Here is a 17635-nt window from a genome sequence, read left to right as displayed (position 1 = left end):
GCATGAAGGGGCTGCTTGGACTCGCCCTGCTTGGGATCATGTCCGCGCCAACGGTCCTGGCACAGTCAGACCTCTTGGGCGTGAATGATAGCACATCCGTGCGGCGCATAGAGTTCAGCTATACGGATGCAGATCGCTATCCGCCAAGGTTCAGCGTTTCAGAACTTCGTCAATTGACTGCGATTCGTGCGATCCCCCGCCGGTATCGGCTGCAGAGATTACTGGGCAGAACGAAGCAGGAGGACTATACTCTGAACCCGATTGAGTTGCAGAGAGATGTGGTTCGGCTTCGTCAGGCATTCCAGGAGGCCGGCTACCCTCATACATATGTAGGCTATGCTAAATCCACCTTGGATCGAGCGTCCAACACTGCCGTAATCCGCTTTGAGATTACGCAGGGACCTCCCGTGATCATTCAGGATGTAGGGTTTTATGCAGGGTCGAGATTTTTGGCATCGAGTCTGGATGCGGAACTGCGCGAAGCGTGGATTGATTTTCGGGATCGTACCAGTTTTGAGGTCGGGGATGTGTTTACCCATTTTGAACTGGTACAGATAGAGGACAAAGTGCTCAGCTGGTTCAGGGACGGAGGGTATGCGTTTGCTACACTGACCTCGTCCGTCCATATTTATTCCAGAGTCAATGCTGCAGATATCAGTTTCCAGGTGGATATCGGGTCCCGTGGCTTTATTGACGAAATTGAGGTTGAAGGAGCCCCTGCTGTTGATCGACGCGTCATTTTGAGATCACTGCCCTTTGAGCCGGGAGATGTATTCTCTCAGCGGGATTTGATTGAGGGGCAGCGGGCACTTTTTGCGCTAGGGCTTTTCAGTGTGGTACAGGTGGAAACCCCACCCCAGGTACAGGACAGCACCGTAGAGGTGCGGATCAACTTGGAGCGCGCACGGCCCCGCCATTTATCTGCAGAAACGGGATATCACCAGCGTCAGGGAGTCACCGGGGAAGGACGCTGGACGCACCGCAACTTTTTAGATGGTGCAAGAACGTTGACACTTACAGCTCAAATTCAGACCGGTCTACTGGCCAGTGCGGGGATTGGTGCGTTAGCAGGACGATCCGCACGCGGGGCGGTTGTGTTGACGCAGCCCCACCTTGGATTCAGTCAGTTACGGGGAATTTTGGAACCGTTCATTCAGTATGAGCGGGACCCGCTTGCCGAAGCATCATCGGAGGTTTTTGGCTTTAATCGGCGCGAGGTCGGAGCATCGACGACATTCATTTATGGCTTGGAGCAGACCCGGGTACTGAGTTTGCGCTACAGCCTTAGCCGTACAAAAAACTTCACGGACAATACCTCAACAGATGCATATGACAAGAGTGTTCTGCGGCTCGGTGGGACGCTGGGTTGGACGGATAACTTACTGCGTCCCACTCGTGGAGTGATCTTTCAGCCCCTTATTGAGCAGGGTGGAAGAATTGAATCATGGCTTGGTGCCCGCCCATTTGGGGTCAATTATCTGAAGATGCAATTACAGGTAGCCGCTTATTGGCCCCTCTCCAGAGATGTCAATTTTAGCGGGCGACTCAAGGCAGGGCGGGTCTGGGCGGGTGGGACTAGGTCCAGGACACTGTACGGTTCCGAAGGGCCTCAGGTCATTGACACACAGTTTTTGCAGCCCACCGAAGATCGCTTTGATCCTCTGAGATTTTATATTGGCGGGGCGGATGATGTGCGAGGATGGAGCACAGGACTGGCAGGTCCCAAGGCAATCCGCACACAAGACCGTAGTGGAGAGGCCTCCCTAGAGGGTGGTGTATATGAGCCGATTGGAGGGTTGGCTCGTTTGGTCGCCAGTGCGGAGATTCGATTTCGGTTGAGCGGGCCGTGGTATGGAGCAGCGTTTGCAGATGCAGGGGCGGTTTCTTCCGAGCATGCAGAGAATTGTGTGGGGCCGTTTTTTGAAGATCCCAACCAAACACGCAACGTCCCGGTTCAGTGCGGATTCAGGGATACCGGGCGGATTACACTCCGCCAGTTCAAAGTGGGGGCGGGTTTAGGGTTACGATATGATACGCCGATCGGGTTTGTTCGTCTGGATGTTGCAGTCAAACTAAACCCTGATCCGCTTGATCTGCAGTCCTCTGAAGATGCGCTGGCAGCCGCCAGTGGGTCCCAGGATAACAGCAGGAATACATGGTACCGTTTTAATGTCCACTTCAGTATCGGGCAGGCATTTTAAGAATCGCTGGCTTGTGATACTTGGGGTTGTGCTAACACTTGGGTTTGCACAGACCCCATGGTGTTTGAGCCTGTTGGCGCGCTGGGTATTGCATGCCAGTGAGACGGAATTCACGTTCGAGTCAATGCATGGATTCTGGATGCACTCACTGGAAGTGCGAGGCATTGAGGGGAGCGTTGGAGGTCACTGGATGCAGGTGGACACTGCACAGGTTAAACTTTCACCGGGGCATCTGCTTACTGGCCGCCTCTATTTTCGTCATATGGAGCTGACGACTCCCGTATTCCACTTAGGTAGCCGTCCATCCAAACCGATCGCAGACACAGAGGAGGAGGGGAATTCTGAACCGGTTGATTTTCTCTGGATTGAGTCTCTTCACATAAAGGGAGGCAGCTTCCATTTTGCAGATCAGATGCTCGAGATTGCCGGAATTCAGCTTCGGGGTAGTCTATCCCCGGCAGTAATCCGGCTCGATACTCTGTGTGGTGATCTTTCCTGGCAGCGGGCGGTCTTGCAATTGTCTGCCGTCTCCAGATTACAGTTGAATCAGGGGCTGTTCCAGTTGGACACGCTGCTATTGCGCGGTCCAACCTCCATCATCCGTGCCCATGGTTCTATAGGACGGCAAACGAGCCTGGATGTCGTTGCTGCTCCACTTTCTGCGGATGTATTGGACATCCTCCTGCCAAACATAGAGGAGGATCTTGTAGTGGAACTAGAGCTTGAAGGTGAGGAGGATTCACTGCATTTGGCACTGAATGGAGAATCGGAGAATGGGGCTGCGCTGAAGGTACGTGGGAGTACACAGATTGGTACGCCATCGGTGCATTTGGATACGTTGGGGTTCGAGAATTTTAATCTGAGATACCTGTTTGCAGATCTGGCCGGTGAATTGACCGGATCCCTTCGTGGTCATGTGGATGGGGTGTCCTGGGATTCGCTCAACGGCAGAATTGAAGGCAATCTGGGAACGGGAGTTCTTGCAGGCATCCCCATCGAGTCGGCGAGCATGAGCGGGGACATGGAAGAGGGGATCATGCAGGTTCAACTGGATTCGAGGCTTGCTCGAGGCTCACTGGGATTGGCGGCAACGGTCCGCCCTTCTTCGGGATCGGGACAGCTTACCGGTCAGTTCAGGGATCTCAATACACAGGTGCTTGATCCACAGCATAAAAGTGCCCTCAGCGGCAATTTTAGGGTGGCATGGGAAGATTCCCTGAAGGGATATATGGAATTACTGCCGGGGCAGTTGGGAACGCTGGGGGTAACTGGCGGGGAGTTGCGTCTGTATTCAGGGGATGAAATCCTCCAGCTTGCAGGAATCCTACGAGGGGACTCAACCCGGATCGCATTGGAAGCGGGTCGTCAGGAGTCCGGGCTCACGGGAAGGCTTGAGGTTGATGCATTGGATGTTGGTGCCCTGATGAATCGGCAAAATATGAGCAGCCAGATCAGCCTTACCGTGGAGTCAACCACCAACTGGCCCCCGGACAGCATCACGGTCCAGATAGAGGTACAGCCGTCTTCATGGAATCAGGTTCCCGTCACACAAGCTCACGCAGAGCTGCTCCTGTGGGGACAGGATCTCGATGTACGTGGGCGTATTGCGTTCCCATCAGGTAGTGTCATACTGGGGGGCGCGGCATATTTTGGTGCCAGTTCCCCCGAATGGGTCCTGGAGCGTGGACAGATTGAGGGCCTGGATTTACGGGATTTGGGGATCGGTATTGAGACAGAGCTCAATGCCCAGTTGCAGCTTTCCGGCAGGGGGCTGCAAAATGCCAGCGGGCAGCTGCATGTAGTGCCTTCCACAATGAATCATGAAACGATCAGTGACGGGGTGATTTCCCTGGAGATGTCGGATCAGGAGGCAATCATTGATAGTCGTTTCACGATCGGATCGGGAGGATTTCAGGCGCGGGCAAGTGTAGATCCATTTGCAACTCAGCCGACTGTAAATCTTTCACGAGGTGCATTCCAGCAGGTTGATGTGGGGGCCCTTGCTGGCCTGGATTCCTTCTCCACCCTGCTCACGGGGCGTGTTGACAGTCTACAGTGGGGCGAAGGGGGGTATGCTGCTCTCTCCCTGGACTCCTCGGCTGTCAATGCACTGGAAATTACGGATGCGCAGCTGCACATAAAAGCACATGGTGATTCGGTTGTGGCCTCTGGTGCTGCCACACTTGATCAGGGATATGTGCGAATGGAGCAGGTACGTTTTGGGCTGGACCGCGAACTTCGAGCCCGGGGATCCCTCCGAAATCTATCTCTGAGTGATCTCGGTTTCGCAGATATGCAGCTCACTGGATCCCTTGATGTGGACATGAAAGGGACAAACCCCCGAACCATGACCGTCCATCGTGCACAGGTCGAAGCCGACAGCACGAGAATTGGTGACGTGCAGTTGGATCGGTTCAGAGTGGCAGGGACTCTAGACGATGGAGTGTTGCAGTTAAGCGAGTTCGATCTGTCTAGCAATGCCGGCCAACTCCGTGCACAGGGGGGTATTTCTCTCTTTGGAGAATCGTCTGATTCACTGAGATTCGATGGAGCAATCACGAATCCAGCGTTACTTTCAGCGTGGACCGGAGCGCAGCCGGTTACCGGTGGCGGGACGGATACCTTGTGGGGAGAGTTGGCCTACCGGGATGACTCACTGCGGTGGGCGGCCGGGGTCACGACCGATCCTCTGACTTGGCGGACAATGCGTCTGTTTCAGGCATCGGGTTACGCAGAAGGGACCTTGGATGATTTGAAGCCTCGGCTCAGCAGAGCGGAAGTGGTTTTGGAGAGGCTGTCCATCCCAACAGTCTCTGCCCGGCGGACATGGCTGCGGCTTGAAGAGCAGCAGGGCAAGATTCAATATGAGGCACGGTTGGAAGTTGATGATCGCCGATCTCTACGCCTGGAAGGGGAGGCGGATCTAGCCGCCAGGCAGGGAACGCTTCGCCAACTAGATCTATACCTGGATGAAGCGGAGTGGCATCTTGGAGTGCCGACAGAAATTTTGGCTGATGACGGGATCAGAGTTCGCTACTTCGTCCTGGGAAGTCAGGACCAGGAGATTACCCTGGATGGCATCCTGAATCCGGACGGGGAGCAGCGATTGGGACTGAACCTCTATAATGTTCAACTCGCTCCGTTTACCGATATCCTGGGATTACCAGGTCTTGGAGGAATTGCAAATGCAGACCTATTCTTTCATGGGCCTGCAACCGCGCCGCAGTTGACAGGCTCGGTGAATCTGATGGTGGAGTCAGAGACTGAGCAGGTTGGGAGCGTAGCTGCCCGGATTGACTACCAGGAGAGTGGACTGGATATAGAAGCGGGATTTGTTCACGTCGATGAGAGTACGCTCTCTGTGTCAGGCCTTCTGCCACTTGATCTGAGGTTAAAAAAGGACGATGAAATTTCTTTTCCCGATGCCTCCCTGACATTACAGGCAGACAAGTTTAATCTTGCATGGGTCAGTCCCTTTTTGCCACAGGACGAAATCAGCAATCTGAGAGGAAAATTGACGGCAGAAATTGGGGTCACAGGCTCATTGAGTTCGCCCAATCTTCGTGGGGAGCTTGATCTAACGCAGGGGTTTGTCCGGTTGCCACAACTCGGGATTTCTCCATCGGAGGTTCAGTTGGATGCAGTGCTGCGACAGGATACTATATATGTCGAAAACCTGTATGCCTTCAGTGGTCGCGGTACTGCGGAAGGAAGGGGGCATGTGACGCTGGGAGTGTCCAATCGGGGAGGGGTGGACTTAGCCATGAATCTGGAGGACTTCCGGGTAGTGAATACCGCTCCTTATGTGGCGGATGTCAGCGGCTCGGTGGCGTTGCGAAGAACGGTGCGGAGCCCGGATCTGACGGGGCATATTGAGATGACCAGCGCCGTCATTCGGCCTCAGGATGTGCCAGTGACACTAGAAGGCGGGATGATTAATTTTACCGAAACGGATCTTCAAATGCTGGAGCAGTATTTTAACATCCGGGCGAGTGCGTGGGATACCACGACCTATTCACTCGTAGACGCACTGGCAATGGATTTATCGGTTGGTATTCCCGGGACCGTGCGATTACACAGTTTACAGAACCCCGAAATGACTGTATTACTGAGTGGGTCGGTCGCCTTGAGTAAAGAGCCATACGCGGATCAGGAGCTTCATGGAACCGTAAGTATTGTGCCTGAACTCAGTTATTTGCGACAGTTTGGGCGGCGCTTTGATATCCGGCAAGGTCGGGTGACATTTGCAGGCGCTGCCACCAACCCATTCTTCGATCTTCAGGCAGCACTGGATATTCCAAGCCGGAGTGGGCAGGATACGCCGGTGACGATCCTGCTGGATGCATCTGGACTCTTACAGGAGCCGGAGTCGCTGGCGCTGGAGTTGCGGAGCGAGCCGGTGCAGCTTGACCGTGCAGATATGATCTCTTACATGGCAACGGGGCGACCGGCGGCGGATGCATTTCAGCTGGGTGGAGGGGGAGCACTTCAGAGTGGCAGTGATCTCGCGCTTCAGCAGTTATCCAGTCTGATTGCGGGAGCAGCGGGAGCAGGGCTCGGATTGGATGTGGTGCAGATCAACCCGGAAACGGGAGGCGCAGTGACGCTCACAGCCGGGAAGTATGTGTCTCGCAAACTGTTTGCTTCTGTCAAATGGCCGATCACAGAGGAACCGACCGCCTCCAATAGCTCCGTTGAAACCAACAGGGAATTGGTAATTGAATATGCACTATACCCATGGCTTGTCGCCCGTATGCGTGGGGAGGCGGGAGCGATGGGGCTTAGCTTGTTGTATCAGTATACCTGGTGATGCGTGAAGTGAAGAAAATACTTGCAGAAGTGGGCGCAATTGCAACCTTTTCCGGGATGGTGTTCCGGCAGCTGTTTCAGCGTCCGTTTGAGGGACGGGAGCTGATCCGGCAAATGGATGAGACCGGATCGAAAAGCCTCGTTCTCGTTTTGGTCACAGGCTGCTCTATCGGGATTGTGTTGTCCATGCAAAGTCGCGGCACCCTCGCACGGTTCGGTGCGGAAGCGGTACTGCCGAGTATGTTGGCACTGTCGGTGGTCAAAGAGATTGGTCCGGTCATTACCTCGTTGGTGCTGGCCGGGCGATTGGGGGCGGGAATCGCTGCAGAACTGGGGTCCATGCGTGTCACGGAGCAGATTGACGCGTTGGAGGTCTCTGCCTTACAACCCTTCAAATATCTTGTCATTACCCGTGTTCTTGCATGTGTGGTGATGTTTCCGCTTTTGACCATTGCCTGTGATATTGTCGCGCTTTTAGGTGGATATGCAGAGTCGCTCTTGTCAAGCGATCTGGATTATCGCCTGTTTATTGATCAGGCTTTTTCGAGTCTTCGTATGTCGGATGTGCTTTTCTCAACCGCGAAAACTAGTGTCTTTGGGTTTTTAGTCTCCATCGTTGGTTGTTATTCGGGATATCATGTTCGAGGCGGGACACGCGAAGTAGGGCAGGCTGCAATGCGTGCAGTCGTAATCGGGTCACTGCTTGTTCTTTTAGCGGATGTCATGATGGTCCGTCTTTCACTGATTCTTTTTGGAGGCTGATAGGCCAGGGACCTGACTATGAAGCATACCGTCGATCAATCTGGAAACATCTCGAAATTTTCGGACGGATACGAGATCGAGATCAAGAATCTTCATAAGGCATTTGGAGAACGCAAAATTTTGCGGGGCGTGTCGGTTTGCATTCGGCGGGGCAGCACATTCGCAGTTATGGGAGGATCCGGTACGGGAAAGAGTGTCTTGCTAAAGCATATGGTTGGGTTGATGGAACCAGATTCGGGAGAAGTATGGGTTCAGGGACATCAGGTGGATCAATTGGACCAGTCCAGTCTCAACGCACTGCGGCTCCGGATCGGATACTTATTCCAGGGAGGAGCACTGTTCGATTCGATGACGGTGGCAGAGAACCTAGATTTTGTACTGCGTCGGCATAGTACGATGTCCGTCTCGGAGCGTACCGAACAGATCCAGGAGGCCATCGCGTGGGTCAACCTTCCGCATGCAGCCACGCAGTATCCTGCCGAACTGTCAGGTGGACAAAAAAAGCGGATTGCACTTGCCCGTGCGATCATATTAAGTCCCGATATCTTGTTGTGTGATGAGCCTACGACTGGATTGGATCCTGTGAGCGTTCGAACTGTATCCAATCTGATCATGCGGTTGAAAGCAGAACGCGGCATTACCACTGTTGCCATCACCCATGATCTTTTGTGCGCCGAAATCATTGCAGATCATGCTGCGTTTCTCTACCAGGGAAAAACGCTGGCCGAAGGCACACTTGATGAATTGCGTGCAAGCCAGCACCCACAATTGCGTGAATTTTTCGGATGATGGATACAGGATTCATGAGTTGCTGCAGATATAATTCTGTGCTGCTTTGCAGCTCCAATGGGCATTCTCGTCGTGCACTTCAATGCAACATTGAGGGCCAATTGGCTTTCCAATCAGGCCAACCTGTCTAGCGATGTCCACCAGAATCCGTGTCGGTCTTGTTGTAGTTATTTGTTTAGGGCTTCTGGTGGCCATTCTTTTTGTTGTCGGTAGCCAGACGTTACTCTTCAGTGATCGGTTTCTGGTCCGGTCACAGTTTAATTCCGTAGCCGGTCTCAGCCCGGGAGCAGACGTACAGTTCCAGGGAGTGAGTATCGGAGCAGTTCAAAGCGTCACCCTCCCCAGTGGACCGGAGGGGATGATTGAAGTGACCATGGGAATCCGAACGAGAGCCCGCTCAATTCTGCATCAGGATACCCAGGCCCAGATCAAGACTCAGGGACTTCTCGGCAGTATGATCGTGGTGCTGGTAAATCCCCCCATCTCGGGGAGTGAACCCGCCCCGTTGGAGAATAATGATCTGATTGTGGGGATTGACCCCTTCGACCTCTTCGAAATCACCGACAAGGCCCTCGCGTCGGTACAACGGTTTGAACAGTCCGCGACCTCCTTCGAGATTATTGTTGATGATATCCGGGCGGGAGAAGGCACCTTGGGCAAGCTTATCTACGATCCTGAGTTGTATAACAGCATGGTCGCCACCGCACAGGAAACCGAGCGACTCATGGAAAATCTTGGAAATGATGCGGAGGCGCTGGTCATGCTTGCTACACAGGCAACCGAGGGTGTGGAGTCTATCTTGGGGAAGCTTGATACGGGGAGTGGCACATTTGCCCAGCTCTTGAATGAGGCCGACCTGTATGAGTCCGTTCAGGCCAGTGCAGATACACTTCAAGAGATCATCATTGGCATTGGCACGCTGACAAAACGTGCTGAAGCGATGGCGGAATGGGCGTCACTGGGAGCATTCCGATTTGCAGAACTCATGGAGGCCGGGAAGCACAACTGGCTCTTCAAGCGTTATTTTGAAGAGCGGGGGTTTATGGAACAGGCACCGTTTGAGGTGCGAGAACAGGCGATTGCGGAAAGCTTTGCCGCACTTGAGACAAGGAGGCAGGAACTTCTGGCCCTGGAAGCGCGCCTTGACCGGAGGGCAGCGACGCTTGATTCGTTACAGCGGCAACTTGATCAGTAGACGTGATATCCCCTCTTGTTTATTCCAGCCGAGCACGGTGGTGTGCGAGTCGCTCTCTTTTGGGGTATGTCTTCCGACGTAGCATAAAGAATGAGAGGCAGGCGGAGGCTTGGTATCTGATCACGATCTCCAGTGTGGTAGTTGCGGCGATTGTGATGCAGTTTATGGCTTGGAGTTTCTGGCATGAAGAGATTCAGAACAGCTCCCGAATTTCCATGTGGTATTGGGGAATTCAGTTGGGAGTGGCGGGTCTAGTCTTCATCGGAGGATTCCTAGGATACTGTCCCAGGGTTCGGGCTTCACTAACAGAATCATCGCTCAGCGTCTCTCAGGGGCGCAGATCCGTTGAGCTGGACCTCAGTACTCTGACCGATTGCAGGATCGTCTCTGCATTGCAGTATTACCGAAAATGGAATTGTCGCGTAGAGAGCTACATGGCACATATTCCAAAGGACGTGCTTCTTATTCTTGGAGAGCGAAAATCCATTGCGATTGGGATTTCCCCAGATGCACATTCAGGGCTGCTTGTTGAAATAAATCGGCTTGCGGAAGTCGTGGAAGTCAATGCAGTTTGAAGTTTCACACACATCAGAGGACGCGCGTGCGGGTACACTTGTGACCGAGCGTGGCACGATTCACACGCCGGTATTCATGCCCGTGGGGACGCTGGGAGCGGTGAAAGGTTTATCTCCACGGGAGCTGAAGCAAGATCTGGATGCACAAATTATTCTTGGAAATACCTACCATCTTTACCTGCGGCCGGGACCAGAGCGGATCACCGAAGCCGGTGGATTACATGAGTTTATGGCATGGGACCGGCCGATCCTCACTGATTCAGGAGGGTTCCAGGTGTACTCATTGGCCAGTCGCTGTAAGATCACGGATGAGGGGGCTACGTTCCAGAGTCATATTGATGGATCCAGCCACCTGTTCACGCCGGAAACGGTCGTGGATTTTCAACGGACGCTAGGGTCCGATATTATGATGGTGCTGGATGAGTGTCCTCCGTCGGGCATTAGCCGGTCGTATGCGCGGAAGGCAAATCGGCGAACGGCTGCGTGGGCTGAACGGAGTCGGACACGGTTCCAGGATACCGAGTCTCGATACGGATATCCGCAGCAGCTTTTTGCAATCGTTCAGGGAAGCACGTTCGAGGACTTGCGGCGCGAATCTGCAGAAGAGCTTGTAGCGTTGGATTTTCCTGGCTACGCGATCGGAGGGTTATCTGTCGGGGAAGAAGCTGAGGCCCTCTACGCAATGGTGCGTGTGTGCTGCGAAGTTCTGCCACCAGATAAACCTAGATACCTGATGGGGGTCGGCACCCCCGCAAACCTGCTTGAAGCAATTGGTCGTGGCGTTGATATGTTCGACTGCGTCATGCCTACGCGCAATGGGCGCAACGGGATGCTCTTTACAACGCAGGGGGTCATCAATATCCGAAATCGTAAATGGGCTAATGATTACACTCCCCTGGACCGTGGTCTGAACACCTATGTCAGTCAGGCATTTACACGGGCATACGTACGGCACTTATTTCAGTGTAATGAGATCCTGGGGTTGCAGATTTCTGCGATGCAGAACCTGGCGCTGTACGCATGGCTGATGCGCAGTACCCGTCAGGCAATCGAAGAAAATCGTTATCCTAGCTTCAGGCGGGAGATGAGTCTGCAGCTTAGCCAGCGGCTGTAGGTTGAACCATGAAGGAAGGCGGAGCGTACTCTCCCCATTATTGGGTTAAATTATGCCACGAAGTTTTGATATACCCAAGTTTTATCGCAGCCCGGTCATCTCGGTGATCAAGACGGCGCGCATGGCTGAAGATCCGCGCAAGAAGGATCTCTCTCCATCGCTCTTGGACTTTGGGCCGGTAAAGGTGTGGATTGCGCGGAATTTTGGGTTTTGTTTTGGGGTGGAGAATGCCGTGGAAATCGCGTATCGTGCAATCTCGGACCATCCCGACCGCCGACTCTTTATGCTATCGGAGATGATCCACAACCCTCAAGTGAATAATGATCTTCGTCGCCGGGGGATGCAGTTTTTGCGCTCAAGTATGGGAGAACAGTTAATCAGCTTCGATACGTTGACACCAGATGATATTGTTGTCATTCCCGCCTTTGGAACCACTTTGGAGATCAAGGAGGAGCTCACCAGTCTCGGGATTGATGTACGCACGTACGATACCACCTGCCCATTCGTAGAAAAAGTCTGGCGTCGGAGTGCTCAGATTGGGGACAAAGATTATACCGTGATTATTCACGGCAAGCGGTTGCATGAGGAGTCGCGTGCATCCTTTTCTCATGCGAACAAGCATGCGCCGGTGATTGTGATTCGGGATACGAACGATGCCGAAGATCTGGGGAAGGTGATTCGGGGTGAGAAAGATCGCACGTATTTCTATGAGCGATTTGCGGACTGCTACAGCGATGGGTTTGATCCAGACCGGGACCTGGAGCGTATTGGCGTCGTGAATCAGACGACAATGTTGGTGACGGAGACGCAGGCAGTGACCGACATCTTAAGGATCGCCATTGAAGAGCGTTATCAGGAAGAAGGACATTTTGTAGATACCAGTGATACACTCTGTTATGCGACGCATGAAAACCAGGAGGCTGCCCGCGTTATGCTAGAGCAACCACTTGATTTGGCGCTGGTTGTCGGGGGATACAACTCCTCAAATACCAGCCAGATTGTGTCGTTGTGCAGCTCGGTTGTTCCAACCTACTTTATACGGGGATCTGACGAGATTGGGGCGAAGCGGATCCATCATTATAACTATCCGGTCATGGAGGTCTGTACGACGGTTGACTGGCTTCCAACCTATCGGCCGGTATCTATTGCGATCACCTCGGGCGCGTCTTGTCCGGACATGCTCGTGGATGATGTAATCCGCAAAGTGGTGGCATTTTTTGAAGGTGCTGCATCGTTTGAGGAGGCTCTGGCCCCATACGAGTCCGTCCCTGTGCCACTTGAATAGAAAAATGGCACGCAGCATATGGATGGCTCTGGTGGTTCTGGCATCCTGTGATGTGTTTGGTGCTCGTACACCGGAGCCACCGGTTGGCGAAGCGGGTACGTGGCTACAGCCAGTCGCTCCCGACCTTGTCGTTGATAATTTACGTGCGGCAGTTGCGGAGTTGAATGCCGCCAATTACCGCCGCTCGCTGGATGAGGAGTTTATGTTCACTCCCACAGCCGCCGCGTATGCACGCGATCCAGATCAATGGATTCACTGGGATCAGGCACAGGAGAATGGCTATTTTGTCACAGTTGCAGAGGCTGCAAAGGGAAGTTCGGGAAATCTCCTTCGTCTGGAGGACGCTACGACCGAGCTCAGTGATACAGAATACATTCTGGACGCCCATTATCTGCTGCTCATCAAGCATGGGAGTCAGCAGATTGCAGACACTCTCCAGGGGAGGCTGGTGTGGGTCATTACCAAGAAGGCAGATGGACTATGGATGCTCACAAGATGGAGTGATCAGAGTATTGGAACAGAGGATTCCTGGAGCGACCTAAAGGCAGAGTTCGCCAGCTAGTTGCATGGCATCCGACCAATCATACATATCTGCTCTGGCAGTTATTGTGCTGTCGTTTTTATTTGGTGCTTGTAATCCGTTTGCTCCGGCAATCGGAGAGGGAGATCCGTTTGAGGATCTTTTTGGTGATCCCAAAACGATTGAAGGGTACTTCACCAACTTCCGCAATGCATATGAACTGAGGGATCTGTCGCTCTACGAACCCCTGATTGATTCTTCCTTCGTATTCATTTATACGGATTTTGACACGGGGATTGAGCGCGAGTGGGGGTTCGGTCAGGAACTGGAGTCAACCCGCCGCTTGTTCGAAAGCACCGTGGAGGTTCAGTTACAGTGGAATCAAATTATTACCAGACAGGAATATGATGAAGGGAGGAGAGCGGTTGCGGTGCGAGGTTTTAATTTAGCGGTTGCCCTGAATAACGGGGACGTCTTCCGAGGGGACGGTAACGTGAATTTTCTGCTTGCACGTGCAGACACAACCCGGGCTTGGCGTCTGCTTCGTTGGCGTGATGAGAGTGAATTATAATTAATTGATATGAGTTCGATAACAAGAGCATTGGCATATTCACAGGCCAATCAAAATCGTTTTGTAGCGGAACTAATTGACCTGCTTCGCATCCCTTCCATCAGTACGGATCCTGCCTATTCGGATCAGGTCACACAGACTGCTGACTGGTTGGTAGATCATCTGAAGGGTCTGGGTGTAGAGGATGCTGAGGCGATCCGGACCAACGGGCATCCGATTGTGGTTGGGAGCATTACGGTCGATCCGGCGTGTCCCACTGTTTTGGTGTATGGACATTACGATGTTCAGCCGCCGGATCCGCTAGATCTTTGGACCTCACCTCCTTTTGAGCCCGTCATTCAGGAAGGAGTTTTGTATGCGCGCGGTGCCTGCGACGACAAGGGCCAAATGTTTATGCATCTCAAGGCATTGGAGTGCTGGATGCAAACGGCGGGTACACCTCCGGTGAACCTCAAGTTCATTCTTGAAGGGGAAGAAGAATCCGGCTCCGCAAGTCTCCCAGGCTTTATCGAATCGCACAGGGAAGAATTGTCGGCAGATGTGGTGGTGATTTCAGATTCAAGTTTGTTTGCTCCGGGAATTCCCTCCATTACGTACGGGCTTCGGGGAATGACCTATGTAGAGATTACGTTGACAGGTCCAGATCGCGATCTGCATTCGGGCACGTACGGAGGGGCGATCCACAATCCAATTCATGCACTGGCTGCGTTGATTGCAGGGATGCATGATGAAGGCCACCGGATTACGATCGACGGGTTTTATGACCGTGTACGGCCACTTTCCGATGATGAGCGTCGTGCCATGTCAGCTTTGCCATTTGATGCATTGGCCTGGGCCCAGGAAGTCGGAGTCCATACATCACGAACGGAGTCGGATTATTCCGTTTTGGAGGCCTCTACTTCGCGTCCAACCCTTGATTGCAATGGCATCTGGGGTGGCTATATCGGAGATGGTGCCAAAACGGTCCTTCCTTCAAGGGCCAGTGCAAAGATTTCCATGCGGTTGGTGCCAGATCAGGATCCGAATGAGATTGCTGAGTTGATGGAGGCTTGGTTACAGGAGAGAGTTCCCGAATCCATCCAGTTGGAGTTTCGGATGGTCCATGGCGCTCAGCCTGTATTGATTGATCGGCAAAGTGATGCGATGGCCGCTGCATCACGGGCCCTTGAGGAGGTATATGCCCGCGCACCTTATTTCACGCGTATTGGAGGAAGTATCCCGGTTGTGGCTGATTTCAAGCATCTATTGGGATTAGACAGCGTGCTGATGGGGTTTGGGTTGGATTCGGATGCGATCCATTCCCCGAACGAGCATTTTGGGCTTGACCGGTTTGCAGAGGGTATCGACGCGATTCTGCGATTCCATACCCATTATACTTCAGAATAGGATCCGTGTAGGCGAGGGGCAGTAGAAGCCACGGATGCCCGGGTGGCGGAATTGGTAGACGCGACGGACTCAAAATCCGTTGGCCATTGCGGCTGTGTGGGTTCGAGTCCCACCCCGGGTACAGCTTACCTGTACAGGATTTGCATCAGCCGTCTCATTGTAGATCTTGCGGATCCAGAAGATAATTGTTCTCTGCGCAGTCCCCACTCCATCTATGGGAGAGCAAATGTAGGTGTATTGAACTCTTTCCAATTAGAGAATTTTTTGTATATTCGGTTGCCCGGTTAACGGTGACAGGGGTGAACCATAAACAAAATAGAATTAAAAATGGCTACAGTTGAACAACGTTTCAGATCTCTTTTAGAGAAGCAGCTTCGTATAAGTGATCCCGGAGCATTAAATTCCACGCTTTCGGACCTTGGGGTTAACTCCGTAGATGCACTTGCCTTTTGTAAGGCAGTGATTAATGAATTCGGGGTGGATATCACGCCCGAAGACGTAGCAAATCTCAAGAGTTTACAGGCGGCTATTGATTTCATTGATGCCGCCCTGTAGGTACCCTTGAGCGTCGTTCCGCTACGCCTTGTTTGGTGTAGATTCCACCATTAGAGCGTACGCGGGATCGCTTGGTCGTGCCTGCGACTGTTTTTCGTTTTGCTGGTTTGGGTACAGGCGCGAGTAGTGCACTGTTCGCACCCAGTCACGTAGTTGCTGTATTTTTGGCGGAGGAGTTTTGCGGCTCGTGTAATAGAAGCTGCATACGCTCCTCCGTCTACGTTTCTTGATCATTTTTCGGGAATGGTGTCGGAGCAGGGATCTAAAGGTGCGGGCGACAGCAAGGTTTGGGTAGTGCCCAAGCCTAACGCAGTTAATGAGGTACCTATGCATGACGGTGCCTCAGTGGTGATTCGGCGTCACGGGAATCCAGAGGGTCCGCGCTTGATTTTAAGCCACGGGAATGGTCTCGCGATTGACCTCTATTTTCCCTTCTGGTCGCTGTTTCTTGATGACTTTGATGTCATCGTATTTGATCTCAGGAATCACGGCTGGAATCCTGTTGGGGATTTTAAAAACCATACCCTGCCGTCATTTGCGCAGGATTTTGATCCTATCATAAGCGCGATTGATCGTCACTATGGCACCAAGCCGAGTGTGGGGATTTTTCATTCGGTTTCGGCCCTTGCAGCGTTACAGCCCTTTTGCAAACCGGATTTATTTTCGGCGCTCGTCCTTTACGATCCTCCATTGTGCAAGGGCGGAAGGGGATATGCAGAGTTTGAAGCAGCTGCAAATCGCCTTTCCGAGTTGACCCGGATGCGCACAAACAAATTCGCCACCAAGGACAGCTTGGCGGAGATTCTTCCTTACCTTCCGAGTTTTCAGCGGGTTGTTCCAGGGGTTTACGAACTCCTGGCAGAAACTACGTTGCGTGAATCCAAGGATGACAAGGGATATGAATTGTGTTGTCCTCCCAAATACGAGGCGCGGATCATGGAGTTCTCGGGGAATTTTGCCGTACTCGTGGACTTTGAGCACATCCGTTGCCCGGTGAAAGTTCTAGGAGCTGATCCCACATTACCTTACTCTTATTTGCCAACCTTCGATCTGGGTTACGTAGTAAAAATAGATTACGATTTTTTGCCTGAGTCAACACATTTACTCCAGCTCGAACAGCCAGAAAAATGTGCAGAGGCGGTCGTTGAGTTTCTAAAAGCGCACAACCTCATGAGCTGAGGTGGTAAGTATCTGCGAGATATTGGCAAGGATCCCAGATGGGATCGAGTATCAGGAAATTCGTCTGTGCTGCACATAGACCAACACAGGACACAACGGTACAAGGGAAAACGACATGACAGATTCGGGACAGGGAGCTCACGGGCAGAGTTGCGACACGAGAATAAGGAAACGCACAATGGAATCACTTGATATGGCCGATTGCATTAACGAGATATGTCCTTGGTCCGGCGAACCGGTACAAGCCGATTCACTCACCGAATTTGATGGCCATGTTGTCGGGTTTTGTAATCCTGGTTGCCGTGACAAGTTTGAGAGAGCAGTTCAACATTTTGAGGAAGCGAAATCGGTTACCGTGTAACAACGGCAGGGGTGGTATACGATAGAGCATCCGTTATGCTAGCGCCTGCTCTCGGTCCGGTTACACGGTTGACATGGCAGACCCGATTCGAGGTATGGTTAAGGCCGCCTGCCCCAAGCGTGTTGTGATCCAATTGCAGGTAAGGCGGATCATCGAATGTATGGTCGAAACTCTGGCAATGCGGGCTACGCTGTGTAAGAAGATATTCACACACCTTTGCACGGCTCTATCTTAATCCTCCAGTGCTTCATTTTGCCTCTGGGGGCGTTATATTTGGAGGGGTAGGGTATTGCAGAATTTCCGTGCGTCAATTTAACTTTTGAATTCTCGAAT

Annotated in this window: 14 protein-coding genes and 1 tRNA gene; all 15 read left to right on the top strand. The window is 52.7% G+C overall.

All coding sequences use genetic code 11. The features are described from left to right. The first annotated feature begins 2 nt into the window (after nucleotides 1-2). Nucleotides 3-2201, top strand: a complete 2199-nt coding sequence (locus F4Y64_10980; GenBank protein MXX98122.1) for a BamA/TamA family outer membrane protein — start codon at nucleotides 3-5, stop codon at nucleotides 2199-2201. Continuing rightward, a complete protein-coding gene (locus F4Y64_10975; protein ID MXX98121.1) occupies nucleotides 2110-7011 on the top strand; it encodes a hypothetical protein in 4902 nt (1633 codons plus the stop codon). Before F4Y64_10980 ends, F4Y64_10975 begins: the two co-directional genes overlap by 92 nt. Then, on the top strand, nucleotides 7011-7772 hold the full coding sequence (locus F4Y64_10970) for an ABC transporter permease (protein ID MXX98120.1): 762 nt from the start codon (nucleotides 7011-7013) through the stop codon (nucleotides 7770-7772). The genes F4Y64_10975 and F4Y64_10970 overlap by 1 nt, the downstream gene beginning before the upstream one ends. A gap of 18 nt (nucleotides 7773-7790) precedes the next feature. Then, nucleotides 7791-8561 carry an ABC transporter ATP-binding protein gene (locus tag F4Y64_10965; protein ID MXX98119.1) on the top strand — a complete coding sequence of 257 codons (771 nt, stop codon included), beginning with the start codon at nucleotides 7791-7793 and terminating at the stop codon, nucleotides 8559-8561. Nucleotides 8562-8694: 133 nt separating this feature from the next. Then, a complete protein-coding gene (locus F4Y64_10960) occupies nucleotides 8695-9756 on the top strand; it encodes an MCE family protein (protein MXX98118.1) in 1062 nt (353 codons plus the stop codon). Nucleotides 9757-9758: 2 nt separating this feature from the next. Further along, a complete protein-coding gene (locus F4Y64_10955) occupies nucleotides 9759-10331 on the top strand; it encodes a hypothetical protein (GenBank protein MXX98117.1) in 573 nt (190 codons plus the stop codon). Further along, complete coding sequence (gene tgt / locus F4Y64_10950; protein ID MXX98116.1) at nucleotides 10321-11445, top strand: tRNA guanosine(34) transglycosylase Tgt; 1125 nt, start codon at nucleotides 10321-10323, stop codon at nucleotides 11443-11445. The genes F4Y64_10955 and tgt overlap by 11 nt, the downstream gene beginning before the upstream one ends. Before the next feature lie 52 nt (nucleotides 11446-11497). Next, on the top strand, nucleotides 11498-12730 hold the full coding sequence (locus F4Y64_10945; protein MXX98115.1) for a 4-hydroxy-3-methylbut-2-enyl diphosphate reductase: 1233 nt from the start codon (nucleotides 11498-11500) through the stop codon (nucleotides 12728-12730). A gap of 4 nt (nucleotides 12731-12734) precedes the next feature. Beyond that, the gene (locus tag F4Y64_10940; protein ID MXX98114.1) at nucleotides 12735-13292 is read left to right on the top strand and encodes a hypothetical protein; all 558 of its coding nucleotides are present in this window, start codon (nucleotides 12735-12737) and stop codon (nucleotides 13290-13292) included. A gap of 25 nt (nucleotides 13293-13317) precedes the next feature. Further along, nucleotides 13318-13821, top strand: a complete 504-nt coding sequence (locus F4Y64_10935) for a hypothetical protein (protein ID MXX98113.1) — start codon at nucleotides 13318-13320, stop codon at nucleotides 13819-13821. A gap of 9 nt (nucleotides 13822-13830) precedes the next feature. Beyond that, nucleotides 13831-15207 carry a dipeptidase gene (locus tag F4Y64_10930; GenBank protein MXX98112.1) on the top strand — a complete coding sequence of 459 codons (1377 nt, stop codon included), beginning with the start codon at nucleotides 13831-13833 and terminating at the stop codon, nucleotides 15205-15207. 36 nt (nucleotides 15208-15243) lie between these two features. Next, a tRNA-Leu gene (locus tag F4Y64_10925) sits at nucleotides 15244-15328 on the top strand. Nucleotides 15329-15534: 206 nt separating this feature from the next. Continuing rightward, complete coding sequence (locus F4Y64_10920; GenBank protein MXX98111.1) at nucleotides 15535-15762, top strand: acyl carrier protein; 228 nt, start codon at nucleotides 15535-15537, stop codon at nucleotides 15760-15762. A gap of 153 nt (nucleotides 15763-15915) precedes the next feature. Next, entirely contained in the window at nucleotides 15916-16941 is a 1026-nt protein-coding gene (locus tag F4Y64_10915) for an alpha/beta hydrolase (GenBank protein ID MXX98110.1), read from the top strand. A 178-nt stretch (nucleotides 16942-17119) separates the two neighbouring features. Further along, complete coding sequence (locus F4Y64_10910) at nucleotides 17120-17302, top strand: glutathione S-transferase (protein ID MXX98109.1); 183 nt, start codon at nucleotides 17120-17122, stop codon at nucleotides 17300-17302. The last annotated feature ends 333 nt before the right edge of the window (nucleotides 17303-17635 follow it).

It is taken from the genome of Rhodothermaceae bacterium (assembly GCA_009838195.1).
In the GTDB taxonomy this organism is placed as follows: domain Bacteria; phylum Bacteroidota; class Rhodothermia; order Rhodothermales; family Bin80; genus Bin80.
Note: the sequence above shows the minus strand (reverse complement) of the source record. Positions and strands in the feature narration are given on the sequence as shown.

Excerpts from the sequence above, each read along its gene's own strand:
- F4Y64_10965 (MXX98119.1), top strand. The coding sequence starts at position 7,791 with ATGAAGCATACCGTCGATCAATCTGGAAACATCTCGAAATTTTCGGAC.
- F4Y64_10980 (MXX98122.1), top strand. The coding sequence starts at position 3 with ATGAAGGGGCTGCTTGGACTCGCCCTGCTTGGGATCATGTCCGCGCCA.
- F4Y64_10930 (MXX98112.1), top strand. The coding sequence starts at position 13,831 with ATGAGTTCGATAACAAGAGCATTGGCATATTCACAGGCCAATCAAAAT.
- F4Y64_10910 (MXX98109.1), top strand. The coding sequence starts at position 17,120 with ATGGAATCACTTGATATGGCCGATTGCATTAACGAGATATGTCCTTGG.
- F4Y64_10975 (MXX98121.1), top strand. The coding sequence starts at position 2,110 with ATGCGCTGGCAGCCGCCAGTGGGTCCCAGGATAACAGCAGGAATACAT.
- F4Y64_10940 (MXX98114.1), top strand. The coding sequence starts at position 12,735 with ATGGCACGCAGCATATGGATGGCTCTGGTGGTTCTGGCATCCTGTGAT.
- F4Y64_10920 (MXX98111.1), top strand. The coding sequence starts at position 15,535 with ATGGCTACAGTTGAACAACGTTTCAGATCTCTTTTAGAGAAGCAGCTT.
- F4Y64_10945 (MXX98115.1), top strand. The coding sequence starts at position 11,498 with ATGCCACGAAGTTTTGATATACCCAAGTTTTATCGCAGCCCGGTCATC.
- F4Y64_10970 (MXX98120.1), top strand. The coding sequence starts at position 7,011 with ATGCGTGAAGTGAAGAAAATACTTGCAGAAGTGGGCGCAATTGCAACC.
- F4Y64_10960 (MXX98118.1), top strand. The coding sequence starts at position 8,695 with ATGTCCACCAGAATCCGTGTCGGTCTTGTTGTAGTTATTTGTTTAGGG.
- tgt (MXX98116.1), top strand. The coding sequence starts at position 10,321 with ATGCAGTTTGAAGTTTCACACACATCAGAGGACGCGCGTGCGGGTACA.